19 protein-coding genes and 1 tRNA gene are annotated in these 24,418 nt (G+C 71.8%); 8 read left to right on the forward strand and 12 right to left on the reverse strand.

The features are described 5' to 3' along the window. Positions 1 to 79: 79 nt before the first annotated feature. From K7C98_RS01450 to K7C98_RS01460, 3 genes are all read right to left on the reverse strand, one after another. A complete protein-coding gene (locus tag K7C98_RS01450; RefSeq protein ID WP_224189668.1) occupies positions 80 to 664 on the reverse strand; it encodes a hypothetical protein in 585 nt (194 codons plus the stop codon). Positions 665 to 686: 22 nt separating this feature from the next. Continuing rightward, positions 687 to 1,391: a dipeptidase PepE gene (pepE, locus tag K7C98_RS01455; RefSeq protein WP_224189669.1), complete on the reverse strand. Its 705-nt coding sequence runs from the start codon at positions 1,389 to 1,391 to the stop codon at positions 687 to 689. Positions 1,392 to 1,606: 215 nt separating this feature from the next. Then, the gene (locus K7C98_RS01460) at positions 1,607 to 3,103 is read right to left on the reverse strand and encodes a PLP-dependent aminotransferase family protein (protein ID WP_224189670.1); all 1,497 of its coding nucleotides are present in this window, start codon (positions 3,101 to 3,103) and stop codon (positions 1,607 to 1,609) included. Positions 3,104 to 3,152: 49 nt separating this feature from the next. On the opposite strand from K7C98_RS01460, the gene K7C98_RS01465 reads away from it, so the two are divergent. Further along, positions 3,153 to 4,202 (forward strand): GNAT family N-acetyltransferase, encoded by a 1,050-nt coding sequence (locus K7C98_RS01465; protein ID WP_224189671.1) that lies wholly within the window; start codon positions 3,153 to 3,155, stop codon positions 4,200 to 4,202. A gap of 4 nt (positions 4,203 to 4,206) precedes the next feature. Here the strand turns inward: K7C98_RS01465 and K7C98_RS01470 are convergent, their stop codons facing one another. The 7 genes from K7C98_RS01470 to K7C98_RS01500 all read right to left on the reverse strand — a co-directional run bounded on the left by K7C98_RS01470 (position 4,207) and on the right by K7C98_RS01500 (position 12,213). Next, positions 4,207 to 4,623, reverse strand: a complete 417-nt coding sequence (locus K7C98_RS01470) for a hypothetical protein (RefSeq protein ID WP_224189672.1) — start codon at positions 4,621 to 4,623, stop codon at positions 4,207 to 4,209. 65 nt (positions 4,624 to 4,688) lie between these two features. Further along, a complete protein-coding gene (locus tag K7C98_RS01475; RefSeq protein WP_224189673.1) occupies positions 4,689 to 6,563 on the reverse strand; it encodes a HEAT repeat domain-containing protein in 1,875 nt (624 codons plus the stop codon). Between the two features lie 82 nt (positions 6,564 to 6,645). Next, positions 6,646 to 10,254: a methionine synthase gene (metH, locus tag K7C98_RS01480; RefSeq protein WP_224189674.1), complete on the reverse strand. Its 3,609-nt coding sequence runs from the start codon at positions 10,252 to 10,254 to the stop codon at positions 6,646 to 6,648. 74 nt (positions 10,255 to 10,328) lie between these two features. After that, positions 10,329 to 10,886 carry an OmpA family protein gene (locus K7C98_RS01485; RefSeq protein WP_224189675.1) on the reverse strand — a complete coding sequence of 186 codons (558 nt, stop codon included), beginning with the start codon at positions 10,884 to 10,886 and terminating at the stop codon, positions 10,329 to 10,331. Between the two features lie 13 nt (positions 10,887 to 10,899). Beyond that, the gene (locus K7C98_RS01490) at positions 10,900 to 11,673 is read right to left on the reverse strand and encodes a PP2C family protein-serine/threonine phosphatase (RefSeq protein ID WP_224189676.1); all 774 of its coding nucleotides are present in this window, start codon (positions 11,671 to 11,673) and stop codon (positions 10,900 to 10,902) included. 148 nt (positions 11,674 to 11,821) lie between these two features. Continuing rightward, a tRNA-Ala gene (locus K7C98_RS01495) sits at positions 11,822 to 11,894 on the reverse strand. A gap of 127 nt (positions 11,895 to 12,021) precedes the next feature. Beyond that, positions 12,022 to 12,213, reverse strand: a complete 192-nt coding sequence (locus K7C98_RS01500) for a hypothetical protein (protein WP_224189677.1) — start codon at positions 12,211 to 12,213, stop codon at positions 12,022 to 12,024. A 6-nt stretch (positions 12,214 to 12,219) separates the two neighbouring features. Here K7C98_RS01500 and K7C98_RS01505 point away from each other — a divergent pair, with 6 nt between their 5' ends. From K7C98_RS01505 to K7C98_RS44555, 4 genes are all read left to right on the forward strand, one after another. Next, positions 12,220 to 12,975: a TlyA family RNA methyltransferase gene (locus K7C98_RS01505; protein WP_224189678.1), complete on the forward strand. Its 756-nt coding sequence runs from the start codon at positions 12,220 to 12,222 to the stop codon at positions 12,973 to 12,975. A gap of 77 nt (positions 12,976 to 13,052) precedes the next feature. Continuing rightward, positions 13,053 to 13,373 carry a ribosome assembly RNA-binding protein YhbY gene (gene yhbY, locus K7C98_RS44550; protein WP_224189679.1) on the forward strand — a complete coding sequence of 107 codons (321 nt, stop codon included), beginning with the start codon at positions 13,053 to 13,055 and terminating at the stop codon, positions 13,371 to 13,373. Positions 13,374 to 13,397: 24 nt separating this feature from the next. Then, positions 13,398 to 15,383, forward strand: a complete 1,986-nt coding sequence (locus K7C98_RS01515) for a TldD/PmbA family protein (protein ID WP_224189680.1) — start codon at positions 13,398 to 13,400, stop codon at positions 15,381 to 15,383. Between the two features lie 73 nt (positions 15,384 to 15,456). Then, positions 15,457 to 17,295 carry a metallopeptidase TldD-related protein gene (locus tag K7C98_RS44555; protein ID WP_224189681.1) on the forward strand — a complete coding sequence of 613 codons (1,839 nt, stop codon included), beginning with the start codon at positions 15,457 to 15,459 and terminating at the stop codon, positions 17,293 to 17,295. A gap of 12 nt (positions 17,296 to 17,307) precedes the next feature. Here the strand turns inward: K7C98_RS44555 and K7C98_RS01525 are convergent, their stop codons facing one another. Continuing rightward, positions 17,308 to 19,080, reverse strand: a complete 1,773-nt coding sequence (locus K7C98_RS01525) for a serine/threonine protein kinase (protein WP_224189682.1) — start codon at positions 19,078 to 19,080, stop codon at positions 17,308 to 17,310. A gap of 152 nt (positions 19,081 to 19,232) precedes the next feature. Here K7C98_RS01525 and K7C98_RS01530 point away from each other — a divergent pair, with 152 nt between their 5' ends. From K7C98_RS01530 to K7C98_RS01540, 3 genes are read left to right on the forward strand one after another with little or no spacing between them, the layout of a single operon-like run. Further along, positions 19,233 to 21,455: a type VI secretion system Vgr family protein gene (locus K7C98_RS01530; protein ID WP_224189683.1), complete on the forward strand. Its 2,223-nt coding sequence runs from the start codon at positions 19,233 to 19,235 to the stop codon at positions 21,453 to 21,455. Positions 21,456 to 21,505: 50 nt separating this feature from the next. After that, positions 21,506 to 21,973: a DUF6484 domain-containing protein gene (locus K7C98_RS01535; RefSeq protein ID WP_224189684.1), complete on the forward strand. Its 468-nt coding sequence runs from the start codon at positions 21,506 to 21,508 to the stop codon at positions 21,971 to 21,973. A 5-nt stretch (positions 21,974 to 21,978) separates the two neighbouring features. Beyond that, positions 21,979 to 23,229, forward strand: a complete 1,251-nt coding sequence (locus K7C98_RS01540) for a hypothetical protein (RefSeq protein WP_224189685.1) — start codon at positions 21,979 to 21,981, stop codon at positions 23,227 to 23,229. A gap of 101 nt (positions 23,230 to 23,330) precedes the next feature. On the opposite strand, the gene K7C98_RS01545 is transcribed toward K7C98_RS01540, so the two are convergent. Beyond that, positions 23,331 to 24,338: a PDZ domain-containing protein gene (locus tag K7C98_RS01545; protein ID WP_224189686.1), complete on the reverse strand. Its 1,008-nt coding sequence runs from the start codon at positions 24,336 to 24,338 to the stop codon at positions 23,331 to 23,333. Between the last annotated feature and the right edge of the window lie 80 nt (positions 24,339 to 24,418).

Below are 24,418 nucleotides of genomic sequence, written 5' to 3' on the forward strand. Positions count from 1 at the left end.
GAACATGTCGGAAAGAACGTGCCCTGAAGGGCATGTGGCTAGAGACATGTCTCAAGAGACATGCCCGTCGAGAGAGGATTCAGTCGAGCTTGAGCAGGACGTCGAACGCGCCGGCGCCACGGGGCGGGGCGAGCGGGCCGGTGAACCATGCGGACACGGCCACGTGGACGCCGTGGGGGGCGGGGCTGAGGCGGGCTCCGAGGGCGCGGGCGGCGTGGCGGTAGGCGCTGCGGAGGATCGAGGGCGCCTGGATCGGGAAGGTGGCGAGCAGGGCGCCGGTCTCGGGGTCGCGGACCTGCAGCTGCAGCGCGGGCAGCTCCTCGTCGACGGCGCGGGCGGCGATCGGGGCGGCGGGGAGGAGGAGGTAGCCGTCGTGCAGCACGGGCTCGCCGAGGGCGCGGGCGTGCAGCGACCACAACAGGCGGCCGTCGCGGGTCAGCCGGTGGACCTGGTGGTGATGGGCGGCGCCGGTGCGCGTGTGCTCGCCCTCGGTGAAGAGGAGCACGAGGTCGTCGCCGAGGGCGTGGACCCAGCCGCGCGGCAGCAGCGACTCGAGGCCCTCGGTGGCATCGACGCGCAGCGACCAGCCGGGCGGGTCGCCGAGGCGCTCGACGGTGATGAAGCGCGGTCCGGCGAACTCGACGCGATAGCGAACGGCGGACATGGCCGCTCCAACATAGCACCGCTCACGCGAGCAGTTCGCTCAGGTCGGCGCCGGGGAGCACCTCCTCGGGCTTCTGGCCGGCGCGGAAGATCCGCGCGCCGGTGACGCCGAGCAGGCTCAGGCGCGGGCCCTCGCGGAGGAGCAGCGAGCCCTCGCGCAGGCCGACCACGACCTGCGGGTTCTCCTCGTGGAACTGCTCGATCCGCTTCTCGCGGGTCTCGCCCATGTGCGTCGAGCGGGGGTCGGGATCGAGGTAGTGCGTGTTGAGGTTGAAGGGCACCAGCGCGAGCGCGCGGAAGCTCGGCGGCTGGACGATCGGCATGTCGTTGGTGGTGCCGATCGTCAGACCGGCGATGTTGGAGCCGGCGGAGGAGCCGATGTACGGCATGCCCGAAAGGACACGTTCGCGCAGCGGCTCGAGCACGCCGTCGGCGTAGAGCTGGTTCAGCAGGCGGAAGGTGTTGCCGCCGCCGGTGAACACGGCCTCGGCGGCGAGCACGGCGGCCCGCGGGTCGGCGGCGTGGTGCAGGCTGTCGACCTGGTAGCCGAGCGCGACCAGACGCGCCCGCGCCTGCGCGGCGTAGTCGTCGCGGTCGTGCAGCGCGTACGGGATGAACAAGACCCGCGCGACGCCGCGGCCGAGGAACTGCTCGATCGCGGCGGCGCAGTGGTCGAGGTAGCCGGAGCCGTGGAGCGTGGAGTTGCTGACGAGCAGGAGGCGAGGCATGACGACGCGCAGGCTATCACACGCGAGGGCGCACTCATGCCGACGAGCCGAAGAGCTCCCCGAGGGTCGCGCAGAACGTGGGAATCGCCTCGAACTCCTCGTCGTTCCCATCGCTTGAGGTCGCGATCCGCGGGGGGTGTATGCGCGAGAGAATATTTCCTGAAATCCACTGATTTCCCAAAAAGGAAATATTGTGCAGAGAGGAAATACTGTCTCTAACAATCATCGCTGCGCTGCTTGCGCAGGTCGGCGAGCGCGAGGGACATGCGGCGGACGGCCTCGCCGAGGCCGCGTTCGTCGAGGCCGGCGAAGCCGAGGCGGACGTGGGGCAGCGGGCGCTGCTCGAAGCTGAATTGACGGCCGACCTGGAACGCGACGCCGCGGCCCTGGGCGGCGCGGGCCCAGGCGGTGGGGTCGACGCGATGGACACGGGCCCACAGGGCCATGCCGCCGCTCGGCGGGGTGACGCGGAGGACGTCGCCGAGGCGATGGGTCAATGCATCGACCAGGGCGTCGCGGCGGGCCTGGTACGTGCGACGGGCGCGGCGAATGTGGCGACCGACCTCGCCGCTGACGAGCAGTTCGGCGGCGGCGGCCTCGAGGGTGCGGTCGCCGTTGAGATCGGTGTAGGAGCGCACGGCGACCACGCGCTCGAGCAATGGTTGCGGCGCGACGAGGTAGCCGATCCGCAGGCCAGGGGCGAGCACCTTCGACAGCGTGCCGATGTAGACGACCGAGCCGGCCGCGTCGCCGCTGGCGAGCGGGAGCACGGGGCGGCCCTCGTAGTGGAATTCGTGGTCGTAGTCGTCCTCGAGGATCGCCAGGCGATGGGCGCGGGCGAGGGCCAACAATTGCAAGCGACGACCGGCGGCGAGGGTGACGGTGGTCGGGTATTGATGATGCGGGGTGATGTAGACGGCGCGCACCGGTTCGCGCGCGAGCAATGCGGCGAGGGCGTCGACGTCGAGGCCGCTGGCGTCGGTGGCGATCGGCACGAGCCTGGCGCCGGTGAGGCGCAGGGCCTCCCACGCGGGGCGGTAGCCGGGATCCTCGACGGTGACGACGTCGCCGGGGCGCAGCAGGGCGCGGGCGACGAGCGAGAGGGCCATCTGACTGCCGCGCGTGACGATGAGGTCGTCGGGGCCGCAGGCGAGGCCGCGGGTGGCGGCGAGCATGTCGGCGAGAGCGCGGCGCAGCTCGTCGAGGCCGCGCGGGTCGCCGTAGCCGAGCAGGTCGGGGCGCGCGAGGGCGCGGCGATAGGCGCGCGCGAGGCTGGCGGCGGGCACGAGGCGGACGTCGGGCACGCCGCCGGGCAGCGTGAGGAGGCCGGGCGCGCGCGGCAGCGGGAAGTAGCCCTCGGGGCCCGGCGCGAGGTCGAACGCGGGGCGGGCCGGGACCCCCGTGCGCAGCGCCTGGCCGGCGCGCCGCGGCGTCGGCTCGGGGAGCGTGCGCGAGACGAAGGTGCCGCGCGCCCGGGCGCTGTCGATCCACCCCTCGGACTCGAGCTCGCGGTAGGCGGCGAGCACGGTGTTGCGGTGCACGCCGAGATCTTCGGCGAGCTTGCGGCTGCCGGGCAGCGGGTCGCCGGGCCGCAGGCGGCCGCGCCGGATGTCGGCCGAGACGGCGTGGGCGATCTGCACGAACAGCGGCAGATCGCCGGACGGGTCGAGGTCGACGGCGATCTGCCACGGACGAACTGGTCTAGCAGACATGGAAGAACTGGACCTTTTTCATGGACCAGTGTGCGGTCACCTTCGAGGCATGCGCAAGCAGGAGTTCTTCGGGATGACGCGCGAGGAGGCGATCGCGCTGCTGGCGACGGCGCCGGTGATCCGCCTGGCCAGCGTGGGCGAGCGCGGACAGCCGGTGCTGCGCACGCTCCACGCGGTGGTGCTCGACGAGGCGCTGTACTTTCACGCGGCTCCCGTCGGCGAGAAGTCGGAGACGGTCGGGCAGGCGGCGGTGATGGCCGCCGACGAGATGGTGGCGACGATCCCCAGCCACGTGTTCGACCCCGAGCGGGCCTGCCCCGCGACCACGTATTACCGCAGCGCGCAGGCCCACGGGACGCTCGAGGCGGTCGAAGATTCCGCCACCAAGGCGCGCATGCTGCAAGCGTTGATGGAGAAGTACCAGCCCGAAGGCGGGTACGCGCCGATCACCGCCGACGATCCGCGCTATCGCGGGGCGGTGCGCGGGATCGCGGTGATTCGCATGCGGCTCGAGCGGGTCGACGGCAAGGCCAAGCTGGGGCAGAACCGCAGCGCCGACGATCTCGCCAGGGTGCTGCGATTCCTGTGGCAGCGCGGCGAACCCGGCGACCCGCGCGCGGTCGACCTGGTGCGTGCAGCCAACCCGAACGTGCCGGCGCCCGAATTTCTGTCGAGAAAGGAGTGTCCGGAGGGGGCGCGGCTGTGCTGCGCGCTCGGGGCGGGCGATCTTCCGGAGGCGGTCGCGCTGCTCGAGGGCGAGTACTGGAACGCGGATGTCCCGCGGGACAGGATCGTGCGATGTCAGGTGTCCTCGTCGGCGTGGGTCGGGGCGCGGGACGAGCAGGGCCGATTGATCGCAACCGGGCGGGCGCTCGGCGACGGGGCGCGCTGGGCTTACTTGCTCGACATCGCGGTGGCGAGGCCGTGGCGCGGCCGCGGGCTCGGCAAGGCGCTGGTGAGGTTGCTGCTCGACCACCCGCAGGTGCGCGGCTGCCGGCGGGTGCACCTGCGGACGCGGGACGCCCAGCGCTTTTATGAAGACTTCGGGTTCCGCGAGCGGGTCGAGCTGCCGGGGACGGAGATGGTGCTGAAGCGGTGAATCGTCACGGCTCGAAGATCAAGAAGGACGGCGGCTCGACGGTGCCGGGGATCGTCAAGGTGCGCTCGCGGCCGTCGAAGACGATCGTATAGGTGCCGGCGTCCAGCGGCCCGGTCTGGCACACCGCCTGGGCGTGCCAGAGGGCGCCGTCGCTGCGACGCCTGTACTTGACGGAGGTCTGAATCGTCGGAGTGTCGCCGGCGACGGCGATCTCGCAGGTCGGCCGCTTCAGTTTGCCGCTGAAATTGAAAAATGCGTGGACGACCAGGGGTTCGCCTTCGAGGTAGTCGTACTCGCCGGGCGGTACGCCCCACACCAGGGCGTCGACGCCGGGCGGCACCATGAACAGGTCGGCCTCGTCCTCCAGGGGCGCGTAACAGCCGGTGATGGCGAGGAGGGCGAGGAGGGCGCAGCGGCGCATTGCAATCGACGAGGATGACGTCCCTTCGCCGAGATCGCAAGCCGTGGGCCGAACCGGGTGAATGATTACTCGCCGCGGTCGCCGAACTCGGCCCACGACGGCTCGACATGGACCCAGGAGGGGCGGCGCGGGTCCATGCGCAGAAGCGCGGTGGCACGGACCCGGGCTTCCGTGTCGGTGGCGAGCCGCGCGACCACGTCGTCGGGGAGGTTGTCGTGCGCGAGTACGGCGAGGCGGGTCGATGCCTCCTCGCGGCTTGCGAGCAACGCCAGCGCGGCGGGCGGGGTGCGCGGGTTGTCGACCAGCGCCTCGTCGACCTTGTACAGGGCGGCGGAGGCGAGCGCTCGCAAGACGGCGGCCGGGGTGCTCGGGTTCTCGGCGAGGCTGCGCCTCACCTCGGATGAACTGTCCTGGGCGAGCTCGCAGAGCAGCGCCGTCGGCGACTTCGGGTTCAGCGCCACGGCTGCGCGGATCCGGCGCTCGCGGTGACGGGCGAGGCCCTCGAGCACGCTCAGGGGCGCGTGCGGGTGCATGGCGACGGCCTCGGACAGCTCGAGCGTCTTGTCCTGACGGAGCTGCTCGAGCAGGGGATAGGGGAGGTTGGGGTTGCCCGCGACGGCGCAGCGCACGAGCGGCTCTTTGTGGACCGCGAACGCCTCGAGCCGCGCGAGCGGGGTGTTCTTGTGGCGCGCTACGAGGCGCTCGATCTTCGGGAGCTTCGACTTCACGAGCAGCTCGAGCGCCTCCGCGGGGGTGTTCGGGTTCTCGGCGACGGTGAGCTTCACGTCGTCGCTCTTGTCGGCGGCGAGGGTCGCGAGCACGACCGCAGGAGTGGCACGATTGTCGGCGACGAGGCGGCGGACCTCGTCGATTTTATCCTTCGCCAGGATGGCGAAGATCTCGGGCGGCGCGGCTCGATTCAGCGCCATGGACAGCCGGGTCTCCCTGTCCCTGTCGCGGACCAATCGGTGCAAGAGGAGCGCCGGCGCGCTGCTGCGTTGGCCGATGCAGTGCTGGATCCGGGCGCGCGTCGCGTCGTCGGCGAGGTCGCGCCCCTCGTCGCCGAGCAGCAGCAACAGCAGGGGCAGGGCGTGCGGCGGATCGTCGAGCACCCAGCCGAGCTTTTTGAGCGCGGGCGGGCGGGTCTTCTTCGCGCAGGCTTGCAGCAGCAGGGCTGACCCATTCGCGCCGATGCGCGCGAGGGCGACGGCGGCCTCGCGACTGACGCGGACGTCGCGGTCGCGGAGCAGCTCGCCGAGCTTCGGTGGTACGACCTCGGAAGTTCCAGCGAGGGCGCCGAGCGCCGCGACGGCGTGGGCCCGGGCGTCGCCGAGCTCCTTGTCGTCGACCGCGCGCAGCAGGAGCGGCAGCGCGGTCGACTGCGGTGAATCGACGAAGAGCACGCACAGGGCGGTGGCGGCGAGCGCGCGCTGCGATGAATCGCCGGTCTCGAGTTTGTTGCAGAGCTCGGGCGCGGCGGCGGGCCCGACGGAGGCGACGGCGCGGGCGTATCGCCTGGCTCGCAGGTCGAGGTGCGGCTGCTGGAACAGCACGGTGAGCAGTCGCGGCAGCGATTCGACGTCGCCGGGCGCGACGGCGCCGATCGCCTCGGCGGCGAGGCTGCGCAGCTCCTCGTCATCACCGTCGAGAATTTTTAATAATGTGGGCAGTTCGGCGCGGGCGGCCGGGCCGCGGCGGGCGAGGGCGAGGATGTCGGCGCGGCGCGGGCCGGGAGGTTCGGCGTCGACGGCGGTAGCGAGGGCGGCGGCGGTCGCCTTGCGTTCGAGGTCGTGGACGAGCTCCGCGAGCTGTTTGCGCAGCTGCGGCGAGCCGGCGGTCAGGAGCCTGACGATGTCGGCGGCGAGCGCCTGGTCGACGGCCGGCGAGGAGGCGAGCGCCTGGGCGCGCCCGAGGAGGTTCTCATAATCGACCTTGCCCATGGGGACGATGGGGGTCGATCATGGCAGTCGGGCGGGGCGGCGAGAAGCCGCCCGCGCCGGCCTGCAGCGAATGGCGCGGGCACTAAATATTGAAATACTTGGCGTCGGGGTGGTGGACGATGATCGCGCTGGTCGACTGTTCGGGGACGAGCTGGAAGCCCTCGTCGGTGAGGGTGACGCCGATGTCCTCGGTGCGGAGAAGCTTGCACAGGTGGACCTGGTCCTCCAGGCGGGGGCAGGCCGGGTAGCCGAAGCTGTAGCGCGAGCCCTGGTAGTGCTGACCGAACAGGCCCTTGATGTCGGTGCTGTCGTCCTGGGCGATGTCGAGCTCGCGGCGGACCCGCTTGTGCCACAATTCGGCCAGGCCCTCGGCGCCCTCGACGCCGAGGCCGTAGAAGTGGAGGTAATCGTCGTAGCGGTTGGCGGCGAACATCTCCTGGCAGTGCTGGGTCGCGACCTCGCCCATCGTCACGCAGGTGAGGGCGATGACGTCGCGCTCGCCGGAGCGGACGCTGCGGAAGAAGTCGGCGATGCACAGCCGGCCCTTGTCGAGCTGGCGCGGGAACGTGATCTTGACCCGCGGCGTGCGGTCGTCGGGCTCGCCGGGCGCGGGGTAGATCAGCAGGTCGTTGCGGTCGGCCTGGCACGGGTAGTAGCCGTAGACCACGCGCGGCTGCAGCATCTTGTCGGCGGCGGCGCGCTCGCACCACATGCGGAACTTGGGCTCGACCGTCTTCTCGAGCAGCTCCTCGTACTCCTCCTCGTTCATCTTGCCGCGGCGGTACTGCCACTGGCCGACGTAGAGGGCCTTCTTGTTCATGTAGCGGAAGATCTCGCCGAGCTGCAGCTCCTCCGCGCCGACCACCCGCGCGCCCCAGAACGGCGGCTTGGGGATCCGCGTGGCCGGCTGGACCTCGCTCTTGACGTAGGTCTCCATGGCCTTGCGCATGTGCGCCTCCCACTCCTCCTGGGTGGTCTGGCGATAGGCCTTGATCCGCTTCGGCGCGGTCAGGTTGATCTTGTCGGGCGAGACGTGCCCGCACAGCTCGTCCATCAGCGCCAGGCCCTCGAACGCGTCCTTGGCGTAGAACACCCGCGAGCGCGGGCGCGACTCGGCCTGCCGCTGCGGCGAGGCGTCGCCCGCGGCCTCGCCGGCCGCCAGGTCCTCGTCGCGGCCGCTGTAGGCGTTTTGCAGGTTGTGCTCGACGTAGCCGCGGGTGAGCGCCGCGCCGCCGCAGACGACCGGCATCGTGTACCCGAGCTCGCGCATGCGCTCGAGGTTCTCCTTCATGATGACGGTCGACTTGACGAGGAGGCCGCTCATGCCGATCGTGTCGGGCTTGTGCTCGGCGGCGGCAGCGAGGATCGCCTCGATCGTCTGCTTGATGCCGAGGTTGACGACCTTGTAGCCGTTGTTGCTGAGGATGATGTCGACGAGGTTCTTGCCGATGTCGTGGACGTCGCCCTTGACGGTGGCGAGCACCATGCAGCCCTTGCTCGGGCCGGCCGACTTCGACATGTGCGGCTCGAGGTGGCGCACGGCCGTCTTCATCGCCTCGGCCGACTGCAGCACGAACGGCAGCTGCATCTTGCCGGCGCCGAACAGCTCGCCGACGGTCTTCATGCCGTCGAGCAAGATCTCGTTGATGATCTGCAGCGGCGGGTAGACCTGCAGCGCGCGGTCGAGCAGGACGTCGAAGCCGACCTTGTTGCCGTCGACGATCCGCTTCTTGATCTGCTCCTCGAGCGGCAGCGAGTCCTCGGCCGGGCCCGACTCGATCTTCTTGGCCCCGGCGAAGCGGTCGATGAACGCGAACAGCGGGTCGTAGCCGTCGGCGCGGCGGTCGTAGATCAGGTCGCGCGTGACCTTGAGGTCGTCCTCGCTGAGCTTGTGGGTCGGGATGATCTTCTTGGCGTTGAGGATCGCGGCGTCGAGGCCGTGCTCGCGCGCCTCGGCCAGGTAGACCGAGTTCAAGATCTGCCGCGGGTAGGGCTTGAGGCCGAACGAGATGTTGGACAGGCCGAGGATCGTGCGCGCCTCGGGGATCTGGGTGTCGATCAGGCGGATGCCCTCGAGCGTCTCGAGGCCGAGCTTGCGGCTGTCCTCCTCGCCCTGGGCGATCGTGAAGGTCAGCGGGTCGAACACGAGGTCGGACTCCTGCAGGCCGTGCCGCTCGACCGCGAGGTCGCGCATGCGCCTGGCGATCCGCAGCTTGCCCTCGGCGTCTTTGGCCATGCCGACCTCGTCGATGGTGAGCGCGACCAGGGCGGCGCCGTACTCGCGGGCGAGCACGGCGATCCTGTCGAACTTGCCCTCGCCGTCCTCGAGGTTGATCGAGTTGATGATCGGCCGCCCGCCGATCAGCTTGAGCGCGGCCTCGAGCACGTCGAGCTGGGTCGTGTCGATCATGATCGGCAGCGACACCGCCGGGACGATCTTCTTGAGGCACTCGCTCATGTCGCGGACCTCGTCGCGGCCGACGTAGGCGACGCACACGTCGAGCACGTGCGCGCCCTCGGCCTGCTGCTCCTTGGCCAGCTCGGCGATGCCGTCCCAGTCCTCGGCCAGCAGCATCTCGCGGAACTTGAGGCTGCCGTTGGCGTTGGTGCGCTCGCCGATCAGCAGCGGGCCCGAGTCCTGGTCGAGAGGACAGACGCCGTAGAGGCTGGCCAGCTGCGGCGTGAACCGCTCCGGCCGCGGCAGCGGCTTGACGCCCGCGACGGCCTCGGCGATCGCCTTGATGTGCGCCGGCGTGGTGCCGCAGCAGCCGCCGACCAAACCGGCGCCGAACTCCTCGGCGAAGCGGCGGTGGGCCTTGGCCAGCTCGGCCGGGGTGAGGTGGTAGACCGCGCGGCCGTCGACGTTCTGCGGCAGGCCGGCGTTGGGCTGGACCGAGACCATGCGCGTGCTGGTGCGCCCGAGGTGGCGCACGTGCTCGACCATGAGGTCGGGGCCGGTGGCGCAATTGAGGCCGATGACGTCGACCGGCAGCGACTCCATGACGACCAGCGCGGCCGCGGTGTCGGTGCCGACCAGCATGGTGCCGGTAGTCTCGACGGTGACCTGGACGATGACGGGGATCTCGACGCCGCGCTGGCGGGCGACGCGGTTGACCGCCAGCACCGCGCACTTGACCTGCAGGATGTCCTGGCAGGTCTCGATGAGGAGGCCGTCGGCGCCGCCGTCGATGAGGCCCTCGGCCTGGCGCATGACGCCGGCCAGCAGGTCGTCGAAGCTCATGTGCCCGAGCGAGACCAGGCGGGTGCCGGGGCCGATCGAGCCGAGCACGAAGCGCGGCCGCTCGGGCGTGGAGTACTGAAGCGCGACCTCCTTGGCCAGCTCGGTGGCGCGGCGGTTGAGCGCGTAGCACTCGTCGCCGAGGTCGAACTCGGCGAGCACGTGCGGCATGCCGCCGAAGGTGTCGGTCTCGACGCAGTCGGCCCCGGCCTCGAAGTAGGCGGCGTGGATGTCACGGATGACGTCGGGCCGCGTGCGCACGAGGATCTCGGGGCAGCCGTCGTAGCCGCCGTAGTCGTCGGCCGTCAGCGTGCGCGCCTGGATCATCGTGCCCATCGCCCCGTCGCACACGAGCACGCGCTCCTGCATGGCCCGCAGCAGCGGCAGGGTGCGCCGGCGCGCCGCCAGGTCGAAGCGAGGGATCGGGACCGTGTCGTCATGGGCCGCAGACATGCGTCTGCGCTTGGTAGCAAGGCGGCGAGGCCATTGCAAACCTCGTCACGGCCGCGAGACCCGCGAAGCAAATGTCACGAGCACGGGTCGCCGGCCGGCCTGCCGCCGCCATCGGCGGGCATGCCGGCGATGAGCCGCCCCAGCAATGCGACGTTGTGGACCTCGATCCGGATGTTTTGCACCCGACCGGCAGGCGTGGAGCCGTCGGCGATCGGCTTGCTGTCACCGAAGCCGACAGCCACGAGCCGCTTGCAGTCGATCCCCATGCGCACGAGCTCACGCGCGACCGCCAGGGCCCGCCGCTCCGACATCGCCTGCGCGTCGGGCCCGCTGAAGTGACCCTCGATGCGAACCTGCGTCACCGACGATTTGGCCCGCAAGTAGCTGCGGACGTACCCCAGCGCGATCTCGCTCCCACGGCCGGGGATGTCGGAGGTGGCCGCGAATTCGATCGGCCGCGGCAAGACCAGGCGATTGCCGTCGAGCTCGTACGTGGCCGGCGCCACAGACTCGGGCTCGGGCTCGGGCGCAGGCGCCGGCTCGGCTAGCTGCGGCGGCTCCGGCGCCGGCTCGACGGGCGCCGCCGGGCGACACGCGCACAGCCCCACGAGCCCCAGCCGCGCCCACGACATCGGTGTCGCCTGCTCAACACACGCGGCGCAGCAGCACCGCGCTGATGTTGTCGGGCCCGCCGTGGCGGTTGGCCGCGTTGACCAGCCGGCGCGTGGCCTCCTGCGGGTGGTGCTGGGTGATGATGCTGTGCATCTCGTCGTTGGGCACGACATCCGACAGGCCGTCGGAGCACAGCAGGATGTTGTCGCCGGTCTCGATGATGCCGGCGTTGATGTCGGGCACGCCCTTCGAGCGCCCGTGCCCGAGGCAGCGGGAGATCCGTCCGCGGTAGGGGTGCACCGCGGCCTGCTCCTTGGTGATCACGCCCTTGCTCACGAGCTCCTGGACCATGGTGTGGTCGAGGGTGATCGGCGTCGCGGCCTTCTTGTCGACGAGGTAGGCCCGACTGTCGCCCGAGTGCGCGACCCACATCTTGTCGCGGATGCCCATGACCATCACGCAGGTACAGCCCATGCCCTCGGTGTCGGGGCTCTTGGCGCTGAACTCGGTGATCGCGGTGCTGGCCAGCAGGAAGGCGTGGTACAGCAGCTCGCGCGGGCCCTGCTTGCGGAAGTTGTTGTCGATGTAGGCGGTGATCTTCTCGACGGCGAGCGCCGACGCCAGCTCGCCCGCGTTGTGCCCGCCCATGCCGTCGCACACGACGGCGAGGTAGTAGCCGCGACCGTCGTCCTCCTGGATCGAGATCGCGTCCTCGTTGTGCTCGCGCGACATCCCGGTGTCGCACGCGCCCGCCATCTGCACCTCGAAGTGGCCCGGGTAGAATGTGCGCTTGAAGAGCTTGTACATGAGCCGAGAGGCTGCGAGCGTGAGGTCCGCCGATCCTGGCACCTCGGCGCAGCCGGTTCAAGCCATGATCGCGGGCGTCGCGCGAGCGAAGCGGGCCGCCGAAAGCGACCCGAGCCCGAAGTCGGTCGACTTCGGGCTCGGATTCGAGTGGAGCAGAGGGGGATCGAACCCCTGACCTGTGCATTGCGAACGCACCGCTCTCCCAGCTGAGCTACTGCCCCGGAGAACTTGGAGGCCCGGGAAGCTAACCGAAGTGACTTGCGTAAGCAAGCGCCACGAGGCCGCCGCGACCCTCGCGGACGGCGCCGGCGATGGGCGAAACATCACGCGGACCTGCGTGCCGTGGGCCTACGCCCGGGGGGGCCGGTGTCGCCGGCGCCACGCGAGCCCGAGCAGCCCACACACGACCACGATCAGCAAGGACAGCGCCACCGGGCCGTCCAGCGGGGCGACGAACCACTGCAGGGCGCGCTCCAGGCCGCCGGGGCGGAGATCGCCGAGGGACGAGGTGCACAGCACGCGGCTTGCGATATACGACATGGCCCCGTGCCGCAACCTCCTCGCGTCCGCCTCGACAAGCTGGTCGTCGACCGCGGCCTGTGTGACTCCCGCTCGCGCGCGCAGGCGCTGATCATCGCCGGCAAGGTCGTCGTCGGCGACCACACCGAGAGCAAGCCCGGCGCGCTGGTGGCCGCCGACGCGCCGGTGCGCCTCCGCGTGGCCGACCATCCTTACGTGTCGCGCGGCGGACTCAAACTGCGCGGCGCGCTCGACCGCTTCGCCCCCGCGGGCCTCGACGTCGCCGGCCGGGTGGCCCTCGACGTCGGCGCGTCGACCGGCGGCTTCACCGACTGCCTGCTGCAGGCCGGCGTCGCCCGGGTCTACGCGATCGACGTCGGCTACGGCCAGCTGGCGTGGAAGCTGGCGAGCGACCCGCGGGTCGTCGTGCTCGACCGCAGCAACATCCGCACGCTCGCGCGCGAGGCGATCCCCGAGGCCGCCGACCTCGCCGTGGCCGACTGCTCCTTCATCTCGCTGGCCAAGGTGCTGCCCTCGGCGCTGCCGTTCCTGGCCGCGCGCGCCGACATCGTCGCGCTGATCAAGCCGCAGTTCGAGCTCGGCCCCGGCCGCGTCGGCAAGGGCGGGATCGTCCGCGACCCCGAGGACCACGCCGAGGCCTGCCGCGCGGTCGTCGCCGCCGCCGAGGCGCTCGGCCTGCGCAGCGCCGGCCTGTGCGACTCGCCGATCGAGGGCCAGGACGGCAACCGCGAATTCCTGGTGTGGCTGCGTCACGGGGCGTGAGGCGGCGCGCGCGACCGCGCCGGAGCGCGGGGCAGGCCGAACGGCCGCGGCCGCCCGCGCCGGGTACACTCCCCGGCGTGAACCGCCCTGTCCTCGGCGCCCATAGCCGCGCCTTCCTCAAGTCGCTCGCCCATCACCTCGCCCCCGTGGTGCAGGTCGGCGTCGAGGGGATCTCCCCCGAAGTCGTGCGCGCCGCGAGCATCGCCCTCGAAGACCACGAGCTCATCAAGGTCAAGCTCGGCCAGAACTTCGAAGGCGAGCGAGGCGAGGCGGCCGAACAGCTCGCCGAGCAGACCGGCTCCGCCGCCGTCCAGGTGATCGGCCGCGTGATCGTGCTCTACCGCCGCCGTTCGCGCGACGATCCGAAGAAGCCGCGGATCGAGCTCCCGCGGCGCTGACCGATGTCGGCTATGATGCGGCGGATGTCGGCCAGACCAGCGGCGACCCCGGCGCACCTCCGCGCGCAGGCGGGCGCTGCACCACCGGATCATCCGGGTCCTCGCGCTCGCCGGCGTCCGCGCGGCCTGACGGCGCTGGTCGCGGGCCTGCTGCTGACGGCCTGCCCGCCGCGGCAGACCACCACGTCGCCGGCCAGCGACGTGTGGGGCGACGCCAACAGCGGCGCGGCGCGCGAGCACGCGATCACCCGCACGCGCGCGCCGGTCGGCCTGCCTGAACCTGTCCTTGATTTCCTGGCCCAAGAGACACTCAAGAACCTGGCCCAGCTGCAGGGCGACGACGCCGAGGTGCCGGCCTACTTCCTGGCCTACGACCTGGTGGCGCGCGACCACCTGTGGCTCGAGGCGCAGGACGGGCAGATCGTGCGCAACCGGACCGACACCGACCGGACGGTCGACGTCGACGTGCGCGTCGGTTCGCGCCAGCTCGACAACAGCCACCCGGGCGACGCCAACTACGGGCCGGGCAACGGCCTCGGCAGCGGGATGTTCGTGTCGGTGCAGAACGACCCGCTCGCGCTGTCGCAGGCGCTGTGGCAGTACACCGAGCAGCAGTACAAGGACGCGCTCGCGGCCTTCAGCGAGGCCGAGAGCGCCGAGCAGCTGAAGAGCCAGGCCGAGGACAAGCCGCCGTCGCCCGACTTCAGCGAGGAGAAGCCGAACATCCACGCCGAGCCGCCGGTCGCGCTCGACCTCGCGGCGCTGTCGAAGCAGTGGGAGCCGCGCCTGCGCGAGGTCTCGGCCGCGCTGGCCGCCGACCCGCACGTGCTCGAGAGCCAGGTCGTGTTCCTCGCGTGGGTCGACAACCGGGCCTACGTCAACAGCGAGAACACCCGGATCCAGGGCTCGCAGGTGCGCCTGCGCCTGATGCTGCAGGCCAGGACCCAGGCCGACGACGGCATGACGCTCGACCGCTTCGAGAGCTTCGAGGCCCGGGACCCCGAGCAGCTGCCGGCCCAGGCCGTGCTGATGGCCACCGCCAAGCGCCTGCGCGAGGAGCTGCTGGCCCTGCGCGTGGCCCCGCTGGCCGAGCCCTACGCCGGACCCGCGGTGCTCGCCGGCCGCGCCGCCGGGGTGTTCTTCCACGAGATCTTCGGCCACCGCCTAGAGGGCCACCGCCAGAAGGACGACTTCGAGGGCCAGACCTTCGCCAACATGATCGGCAAGCGGGTGCTACCTGTCTTTTTGGACATGGTCGACGACCCCACCGCCGAGACCCTCGGCGGGGTCCCGCTGTCCGGCCACTACCACGTCGACGACGAGGGCGTGCCGGCCGAGCGCGTGGTCCTGGTCGAGCGCGGCAAGCTGCGCGCGTTCCTCCTCGGCCGCTCGCCGGTGCTGCCGTTCACCAAGAGCAACGGCCACGGCCGGCGCGAGCGCGGCAACCAGGCCGTGGCCCGCCAGGGCAACCTCATCGTCACCAGCCGCAAGACCATCCCCGACCGCGAGCTGCGGCGCGCGCTCATCGACGAGGTCAAGCGCCAGAACAAGCCCTACGGCCTGTGGTTCTCCGACATCCAGGGCGGCTACACCATCACCGACCGCTCCGGCCCGCAGGCGTTCAAGGTCATGCCGCTGCTGGTCTACCGCGTGTGGCCCGACGGCCGCCCCGACGAGCTGGTCCGCGGCGTCGACATCGTCGGCACCCCGATCGCCGCCTTCGAGACGATCGTCGCCACCGGCGACTCCCCCGGCATCTTCAACGGCATGTGCGTCGCCGAGTCCGGCGAGGTCCCGGTGTCGGCCGTCAGCCCGTCGCTGCTGCTGCGCAACCTCGAGATCGAGCGCGCCACCCACGAGCGCGGCAAGCCGCCGCTGCTGCCGCCGCCGCCGCACGCCAAGCCCGAGGCGAAGACCCCGGCGCCCGCGGCCGCCAAGCCGAAGGCGATCTCGTCCAATCCTGGCGCGAAGGACATGCCCTTGACGCCAGCTCGACGGAGGCCGCGGTGATGGGCCCCGGCGCGCGCGGGGCGGAGCCTGCTGCGAAGGACATGTCCCTCGCGCCATCCCGGAGGAGATCGCCGTGAAGGCCGCCCTGCTCGCGCTCCTGCTCGCCCCGGCGGCCCCGGCCGCCGCGCCGCCCGCGACCCCCGCGCCGCCGCCCGCCGCGCCCGCGAGCCCCGGCGCGGAGGCGGCCGAGAGCGAGATCGCGGCGGTCGAGCAGGAGATCGCCCGCGGCCTCGCCGGCCTGCGCCTGCCCGACTCGCCGGCGCCCTACCACGCCACGGTCTACGTCGTGCGCGCCGAGGTGCTCAGCATCGACGGCAGCTTCGGCGGCATCATCACCGACGTCCACGAGGACCAGGCGGCGGCCGGCGTCGACATCCGCGTCGGCACGCCCGAGCGCGACCAGACCGGCGTGTTCGGCCAGGACGGCGCGTGGCCCCGCTTCAACCTGTCCCTCGGGCCATCTGCGGAGCTGACCCGGCACAAGCTGTGGCTCGCGCTCGACCAGGCGTTCCGCCGGGCCACCGGCACCTACGCGCAGAAGCTGCCGATCCTGGCCCGCCTCGCCGGCGAGCCGCTGCCGCCCGACTTCAGCGGCAAGCCGGAGCCGATCGTGCGCCAGCCGGTGCCGGCGAAGCCGACCGACGCGCTCGACCGGGAGGGCCTGCGCGAGCTGGTGCGCGCGCTCAGCAAGCGGTTCGCCGACCACCCGGCGATCGACAACGGCGACGTGTTCGTGCAGGTGCTGCGCAGCCACGTCACGACGATCACCAGCGAGGGGGTGGTCCTGCACGAGCAGCGCGACCGCGCGGTGCTGGCGGTGATGGCCGACACGCGCGCGCTCGACGGCATGCACCTCGACCACGGGGCGGCGATCCACCTGCAAGAGCTGCCGCGCGCCACGGAGGAGCTGCGCAAGCGCGGCGAGCAGCTGGTCGACGGCGTGCTGACCGAGCTGACGCAGATGGCCGAGGCGCCGATGCTCGACGACGACTACGACGGCCCGATCCTGTTCGCCGGGCCGGCCTCGGCGCAGCTGCTGGCCTCGACGATCGCGGTGCACACCGGCGGCGCCCCGGCCCCGCTCGGCGAGAACGGCCGCGTCCGCGAGTTCGAGCCGCACTGGCAAGACAGCCTCGGCAAGTCGGTCCTGCCCGCGTTCCTCGACCTCGAGGACGACCCGCGCGAGGGCTTCGGCCGCGTCGCCGTCGACGCCCAGGGCTTCGTCCCCAAGCCGCTCACCCTGGTGAAGAACGGCGTGCTGCAGGACCTGCTGATGACGCGCACGCCCAACACGCACCGCAAGGAGAGCAACGGCCGCGCCCGCCTGAGCCCCGGCCTGGCGTGGGGCGCGACGATCTCCAACCTGACCCTTCATTCCAAGAAGCGCGGCTCGCCGCGCAAGGCGCTCGAGAAGGAGCTGCTCCGCCGCGCGCGCGAGGACGGCTACGAGTACGCGTACATCGTCGAGTCGCTGCGCGACGGCAACATCCTCGGCCCGGTCGCCCGCGAGGGCGCGACCAGCTTCAGCACCGGTCGCAAGGTCGGGCTGCCGCTGCCGGCCAAGATCTACCGCCTCGACGCGTCGGGCAAGAAGACGCTGGTGCGCGGCGCCTTGCTGGCCCCGGTGTCGATGCGCGTGCTCCGGCGGATCCGCGCCGTCGGCCAGAGCGCCCCGGCCCTGCCGCTGCGGATCGCCCCCGGCGCCAGCGGTGGCTTCGCCGCCGAGACCGGGATGGACGGGATCCTCAGCAACACCGTCGACGTCAGCGTGAGCTCGCCCGACCTGCTGCTCGACGGCCTCGAGCTGCTCGTCGAGCGCAGCGAGCACGAGCGCCTGCCGATCCTCGAGCACCCGCTCCGCCGCGGCCAGAGCCCGCCGCCCGCGCCGCCCGCCGCCGACCCCGCGGAGTGAAGGCGCCGCCGCTCAGCGGGCCAGCAAGACGACGAGCGCGGCGAGGATCAGCGCCCCGAGGACGACGTTGACGGCGATCAGTCCGCGCGGCGAGACCAAGCTCGCCTCCTCCGGCGGCGCCTGCGGTTGACGTGCCCCTTGGGGCATGTCCATCAGGCCAGGAAGGCCTGCCGTCGATTCGCCGGGGCCGGGCCGGCCGTGCGCCGGGTGGACGCCGGACATCGCGAGCGTCGCCTGGTCGAGGCGGGGCGCCGCGCGGTCGACGTGGGTCGCGTCCGCCAGGACGACCGTCGATTCGACGGCCCGGGCGCCTGGCCTCGCGGACATGTCATGATTTCTCTTAAAAAAGTCGCCATCGGCGACGGCGGCTTCGTCCGCACGCGGTCGGCGCTCCGGCATCGCCACCGTCCTCTCGTCGGCGTCGGCTTGCCTCGGCCTGTCTGGAAGGACAGGCGCTGCAGAGCCGCTGCGCGGCGCCAGTACGGGAAGGGCGGTCGTCGCCGCGTCCTCGTCGAAAGTTTCGGGGCGTCGCGGGGCCGCGTCGAATCGGGGCAGCGCCAGCGTCGCCTCGGGCGCGGCAGGGCGTCGGACGTCCCGCTCGGTGCTCGCCTCGGGCTCGACGCGCGGCGGCCCGATCGCCTGCGCGGGTGCGTCGGGCAGCGGCTCGAGCGGGGCCGGCTTCGCCGTCGCCGGTCCCGTCGCGACGGGCGGGTCGATCCCGTGCCCGAGCAGGGCAGGCTCGCCCGCGGGGGGCGCCTCGGCGGTGTTCGGCGCGAGCGGTGCCGCGAACGACGAGGCGCTGTCCGGGCCGCGCGGGGGCGCTGCAGTCGGCGGCCGGGGGCGCGCCACGGGGATCCGGATCTGGGTCGTCGAATCGGGGACGGGCGGCGGGACGGTCGCCTCGTCGGCGACGGGCTCGCTCTTCGCAGCGGCCGCGCGCGGCGTGATCGCGCCGACCGATTGCCGCACCACCGTCAATGCGCGCAGGAACTCGCGCGCGCCCGCGAACCGCTCCTCGGGCCGCCGCGCCAGCGCGCGGGCCAGCAGCGGCCGCGCCGGCGCCGGCACGCCCTCGGCCGTCAGCTCCGGCGGCGATTGCAGCGTGCGGTGGGCCGCCTTGAACGCCGACGGTCCGCTGAATGGGGGCACTCCGGCGATCAGCTCGAATAGCAATACCGCGAGCGTGAACACGTCGGAGCGGGCGTCGCCGGGGCCGCCCTCGATCTGCTCGGGCGCGCGGTATTCGACGAATACGCCGCCGGCCCGCGGCGCGGCCGGGGTGAGCGCGAGCTCGGCGATTCCGAAGTCCAGGAGCCGCACCTGCGAGGCCTCGGTGATCCACACATTCCCTGGTTTGAGCGCGCGATGCGCGAGCCCAGTGGCCTCGTGAACGGCCGCGAGCGCGTCCGCGCAGGCGCCCGCGATCTCGGCGGCCCGCGACCACGCCACGGGGCCCTCGCGGGAGCGCAGGCCCTCGAGGTCGACGCCCTTCAACGCCTCGCCGACGACGAATCGCGGCCCGCCGGCCACGACCGGCGCCTGGAGCGACACGAGCGCGGGGTGAGCCACGCCCGCGGCGGCGCGGAGCGCCTCGCCGTAGCGGCGGAACGCCTCGGGCGGGGGCACGGCGCCGTCGAACAGCTTGAGCGCGCAGGTCTGGCGGCGCTCGCGGTCCCAGGCGAGGAAGACGCGGCCGAGCGGGCCGGCGCCGAGGACCTCGCGCAGCTCCCAGCGCTGCGCGAGCACGTCTCCGACCTTCGCTCTGGCCTCGCCGGTGCCCGTCACGTCCGGGGAGCATCCATGGATCTCTCCGCGCGATCAACCCATTGGCGCGGCCGAAGTCGCGCTCTCGCCAATCGCGCGATTTCGTCGCGCGTGGCCCCAGCCTTGTCGGATTGGTGCGCCTGTAGTAGCTTTTTCCCTTCGTTCGCACGCGCATGACCGAGAGTGGCAACATCGCCCTGCTGGGCAATCGATCGATGTTCACATTCGCGGTCGACGGCTGCGCCGAGGAGCTGCGAGTGGTCCGTTTCACCGGCGAGGAGCTGGTCTCCTCGCTGTTTTCGTTCCGCCTCGAGCTCGCGTCTGTCACCATTCCGCTGGCCGACCTCGTCGGCCAGGCCGCGGCGTTGACGATCCACGGGCGCGAGGCGCCGCGCCACGTCCACGGCCTGGTCTGCGACGCCCGCTACATCGGTGAGTCGTCGAGCTACACCCTGCACGAGGTCACGCTGGTGCCGGCGATCTGGACGCTGCAGCAGCGCCAGTCCAGCCGGATCTTCCAGGGCCAGACGACCCCGGAGATCGTCGCCAAGGTGCTCGAGGCCGCCGGGGTCCCGCGCGCGCACGTCCGCTTGCAGCTGCACGGGAGCTACGCCCCGCGCGACTACTGCGTGCAATACCGCGAGAGCGACCTCGACTTCATCCAGCGATTGATGGAGGCCGACGGCATCTATTACTTCTTCGAGCACCACGAGGACAGACACGTCCTCGTGATCACCGACCAGGCCGACGGCGGCAGCCCGATCGCCGAGGACCCGCGGCTCGGCTTCGCCGCCGCGCGCGAGCGGGAGCGGCTGCTGAACTTCACCGTCGGCGAGAGCATCCGCCCGCAGCGCGTCTCGCTGCGCGACCGCAACCTCCACCGCCCGGAGGAGGGCGTCGAGAGCGGCGAGGGCCAGGGCGACGCGCGCGAGCTCTACGACTACCCCGGCGGCTTCCAGGTCGGCGGCCGCGGCGGGCCCGAGACGGCGGGGCGCCAGGCCCGGCTGCGCCTCGAGGCGCTGCAGGCGACGCGGCGCGTCGGCGCCGGCGACAGCGACAGCCCGCGCCTCACCCCCGGCTATTTCTTCCACGTCGAGGACGAGTCGCGGCCGCACCTCGCCGGCGAGTACCGCCTGCTGCGCGTCGATCACCGCGGCGAGCAGACGCAGGTGCTCGACGAGGGCGCCCACGGCGAGTTCTCCTATACCAATCACTTCGAGTGCACGGCCGCCGAATTGCCGTACCGCGCGCCGCGGCTGACCCCGAAGCCGACGGTGCGCGGGGTGCAGACCGCGACGGTGGTCGGCCCGGGCAGCGAGGAGATCCACACCGACGAGCACGGGCGCGTGAAGGTGCAGTTCCACTGGGACCGCCGCGGCGCGTTCGACGACGGCAGCTCGTGCTGGGTCCGCGTCAGCCAGATGTGGGCCGGCAACGGCTTCGGCGCGATGTTCCTGCCGCGCGTCGGCCACGAGGTGATCGTCGACTTCATCGAGGGCGACCCCGATCGTCCGATCATCACCGGGCGGATCTACACCGGCGTCAACACGCCGCCGTATCCGCTGCCCGACCACAAGACGAAGAGCACGATCAAGTCCGAATCGAGCCCCGGCGGCGGCGGCTCCAACGAGCTGCGCTTCGAGGACGCCAAGGGCAGCGAGGAGATCTTCCTCCACGGCCAGAAGGACTGGAACATCGTCATCGAGCACGACAAGTCGCAGTCGGTCGGCAACGACGAGTCGCGCACCGTCGGCCACGACAGCACGGTCCAGATCGGTCACGACGAGAAGATCGCGGTCGGCAACGACCGATCGATCTCGGTCGGCAAGATGCACGTCGAGCAGATCGGCGCCAACATGGCGATCGACGTCGGCGCGAACCTCACCGAGACCGTCGGCGCCAGCGCGACCTTCACCGTGGCGATGAACCAGACCGAGTCGATCGGCGTCGCCAAGACCGAGACCGTCGGCGCGGCCAGTACGCTGGCGGTCGGGGCGGCGTACTCGGTCACCGTCGGCGGGGCGATGATGGAGAACGTCGGGCTCGCCAAGGGCGTGACCGTCGGGCTCGCGCACTCGCTCAGCGTCGGCCAGAGCAGCTCCGAGAGCGTCGGCGGGGCCAAGAGCGTCAGCGCGGGCGACAACATCACCGAGAGCGCCGGCAAGAACATCGCCCTCAGCGCCGGCAAGCACGTCAACATCACCGCCGGCGAGAACCTCAACGTCGCGTCCGGCAAGAAGGCCGGCATCGTCGCCGCCGATCAGCTGTCGATCCAGTGCGGCAACGCGACGATCGTCGTCAAGAAGAACGGCGACATCACGATCTCGGCCAAGAAGCTCAGCGTCAAGGCCAGCGGCGAGGTCGTCGTCAAGGGCTCGAAGATCAAGCTGAACTGACCCCACGGCCCTCCGGGCCAGATCCCTCCCCACGTCATCGAGGTACAGCCATGGCCGCGCGTCGCTCCACATCCCGCGTCGTCCCGCTCGCCCCCCAGGCCCCGGCGCCCGCGTTGCCGGCGGCGATCCTCGGCTGGCTCACCGGCGCCGAGCCGCTGCTCGTCGATTTCCCCGGCAACGCCGCCGGCCCGGTGCCCGCGCGCCTGCTCGTCGAGCTCGACGCGCGCGCGCTCGAGCTCGCGGTCTCGACCCGCCAGCCGGCCGCGCTGATGTTCGAGGGCGGCGACCCGGCGCGCCCGCTGATCGTCGGCCTGGTGCAGGCGCCCGGCTCGGCCCGCGAGGCCCGCGTCGACGGCAAGCGCGTGGTCCTCACCGGCACCGAGGAGGTCGAGCTGCGCTGCGGCGAGGCCAGCATCTCGCTCAAGAAGGACGGCAAGCTGGTGATCCGCGGCGCCTACGTCGAGACCCGCGCGAAGGGCACGAACCGCATCAAGGGCGGTTCGGTGCAGATCAATTGATGCTCATGCTGGACGCGGACGAGCCGCTGTGGGACGTGCTCGAGGAGCACCTCGACGAGGCGGAGTTCCTGTGGGGCCAGTGGGAGCAGAGCCTGGTCGCCCCGAACTACACGCTCGAGGAGGTCGAGACGATCGTCGAGCCGCGCCTCCACGCCCACCTCGACGGGCTGGTGATCGGCGGCGCGGCGGCGGCCGAGCGATTGTTGGTACCGGCGCTCGAGTCCGATGAGTCGACGCGGGTGAGCGCGGCCGCGTCGGCGCTGTTGCTCGGGCCGCTCGAATCGGCGCTCGACACGTTGTTCACGGTGCTGCAGGACCTGCCCGAGCAGCGCCCGGCGCTGGTGCGTGCATTCGCGTGCAGCGACCGCGCCGACCTCGTGCCGCGGCTTCAGGCGTGCCTGGCGGACGTCGACGAGGCGATCGTCGCCGCGGCCGCGGAGGCGCTGCTGCTCCGCGACGAGTCGGTGAGCGAGGCGCTGTCGGTCCTGCTGGCCAGCGACGATCCGTCGCTGCGCAGCCTCGGCCTGCGCGCGCTCGCGGGCGAGGCCAGCGGCGCGGCGCACGTGCGGGCGATCCACGCCGGACTCGCCGACGACGATCCGGGGGTCGTCGACGCGGCGATCGCCGCCGGCCTGGTGCTCGCGCCGGCGCCGACGTGGACGCGGGTCCGCGCCCGCGCCGAGGAGCCCGACGGCGACCTGGCGCTGCTCCTGCTGGCCCTGCGCGGTCAGACCGGCGACCACGCCGCCGTCGCGGCGTTGCTGGCCGACCCGTCGCGCCGGCCGGCCGCCATCCACGCGCTCGGCCACGTCGGCGCGCCCGAGTGGGTCGACGCCTGCCTCGAGTGGCTCGACGACGCCACGGCCGGGCCGCTCGTCGGCGAGATGATGCAGGCGCTCACCGGCGTCGCGCTCGACGACGAGGGATTGACGCTCGCGGTCGAGGACGAGTCGCTCGAGCACACGCCCGAGGACGACCTGCCGCGGCCCGATCCGCTGCCGACGATGCAGTGGTGGCTGCGCCGGCGCGGCCAGTACGAGGACGGCCAGCGCTACTTGCACGGCCGCCCGCGCATTCGGGCGGAGATCTTTTTAAAGGGGTTGGTCGCGGGTCCGATGCGCCGGCGAGCAGCGCTGCTGCTCGACCTGCAGCTCGCTGCGCCGCGCGGGGTGCTGCTGCGCCTGCAACCGCGCGCCGCGGCGGCGCGCCAGCGGGAGCAGCTGGCCGAGCTCCGGCGCGCGCTCGGGCTCGGATGAAGTCGCGCCGGGCCGCCCGCCGATCCGGTGCGGAAACGACAATGGCCCTTCGGACAGGTCCGAAGGGCCATTGTTTTTAACAAAAGCGCCAGGCTAGCGGCTCACAGCTCTTTCTTGGAGAACTCGATCGCCTGGATGATCGTCCACTGGTCGTCCTTGCCCTTGCCGGCCAGCTCGTCGCCGGGGGGCGGGGACTGGATGCCCTCGGAGTGCCAGCGGACGATGCCGTCCTCGTCGAGGAGGACGATGGCGGGCGACTGGCGCAGGTACTGCTGGTAGGTCGTCGCGCCCTCGAGGCCGAGCTCGCGGGCGGCCTGGTACTCGGTCGCGTTGGGGTAGCGGTAGGTCGGCAGCGGGCCCTTGTCGGGCAGGCCGTTGGTCTTCTCCCACTCGCGGAGGCCGGTGTCGTTCATCGGGCGGACGCGCGGGGTGCCGTCGCCGAGGTTGTTCGAGGGGAAGGTGACGTGGGTGAACATGATGTCCACGCCGGAGTTCTGCAGGTCGTCGCGGGCCATCTGCAGCACGCGCAGCATGTTGGCGGCCTGGGCCTGCTCCTCGCGGGTCGCCCAGTCCCAGAACAGGATCAGGCGCTTCTTGCCGACCATCTGGCGGCCGTCGGTGACGCCGCCGTCCATGTTCATCAACATCGCCATGAGGCTGGCGTGGCCGAACAGGTTGCGGCGGGCCCACTGCGGCGCCTTGTCGAGCTCGGCGGCGCCGACCGACCAGAACGGCGGGGCCTCCTTGATCGGCGCGAACTTGTCGCTCGGGGTGGCGACGAGCTCGACCTCGATCACCTGGCCGCCCTTCTTCTGCACCTTGAGCTTGACGGGCTGACCGGTTGCGATCTGGCTGACGCGCAGGTCCTTGGCCGTCGACACCGGCTGGCCGTTCAGCTCGAGCACGAGGTCGCCGCGGCCGAGCTGGTCGCAGCCCTTCTCGCAGCCGTTGACGTAGGTGATGAACACGCCGCCCGGCTTGAGCTGTTCGCTCGAGACCTCGATGGTCGGCGGGGCCGAGCTGGCGCCGTCACACGCGGCGAGGGCCGACAGAGCCAGCGTGGAGGCGAAGCCGAGGGGGGCGAGACGGTGAACGAGACCGCGGAGCATCGCCGCGGACTTTAGAGCGGGGTCCCGCGAGCGTCAAATACGACCGCGCTGCGCGGAGAGCGCGGTCCGAATCTCGTGGG

It is taken from the genome of Nannocystis pusilla (genome assembly GCF_020073745.1).
GTDB lineage: Bacteria > Myxococcota_A > Polyangia > Nannocystales > Nannocystaceae > Nannocystis > Nannocystis radixulma.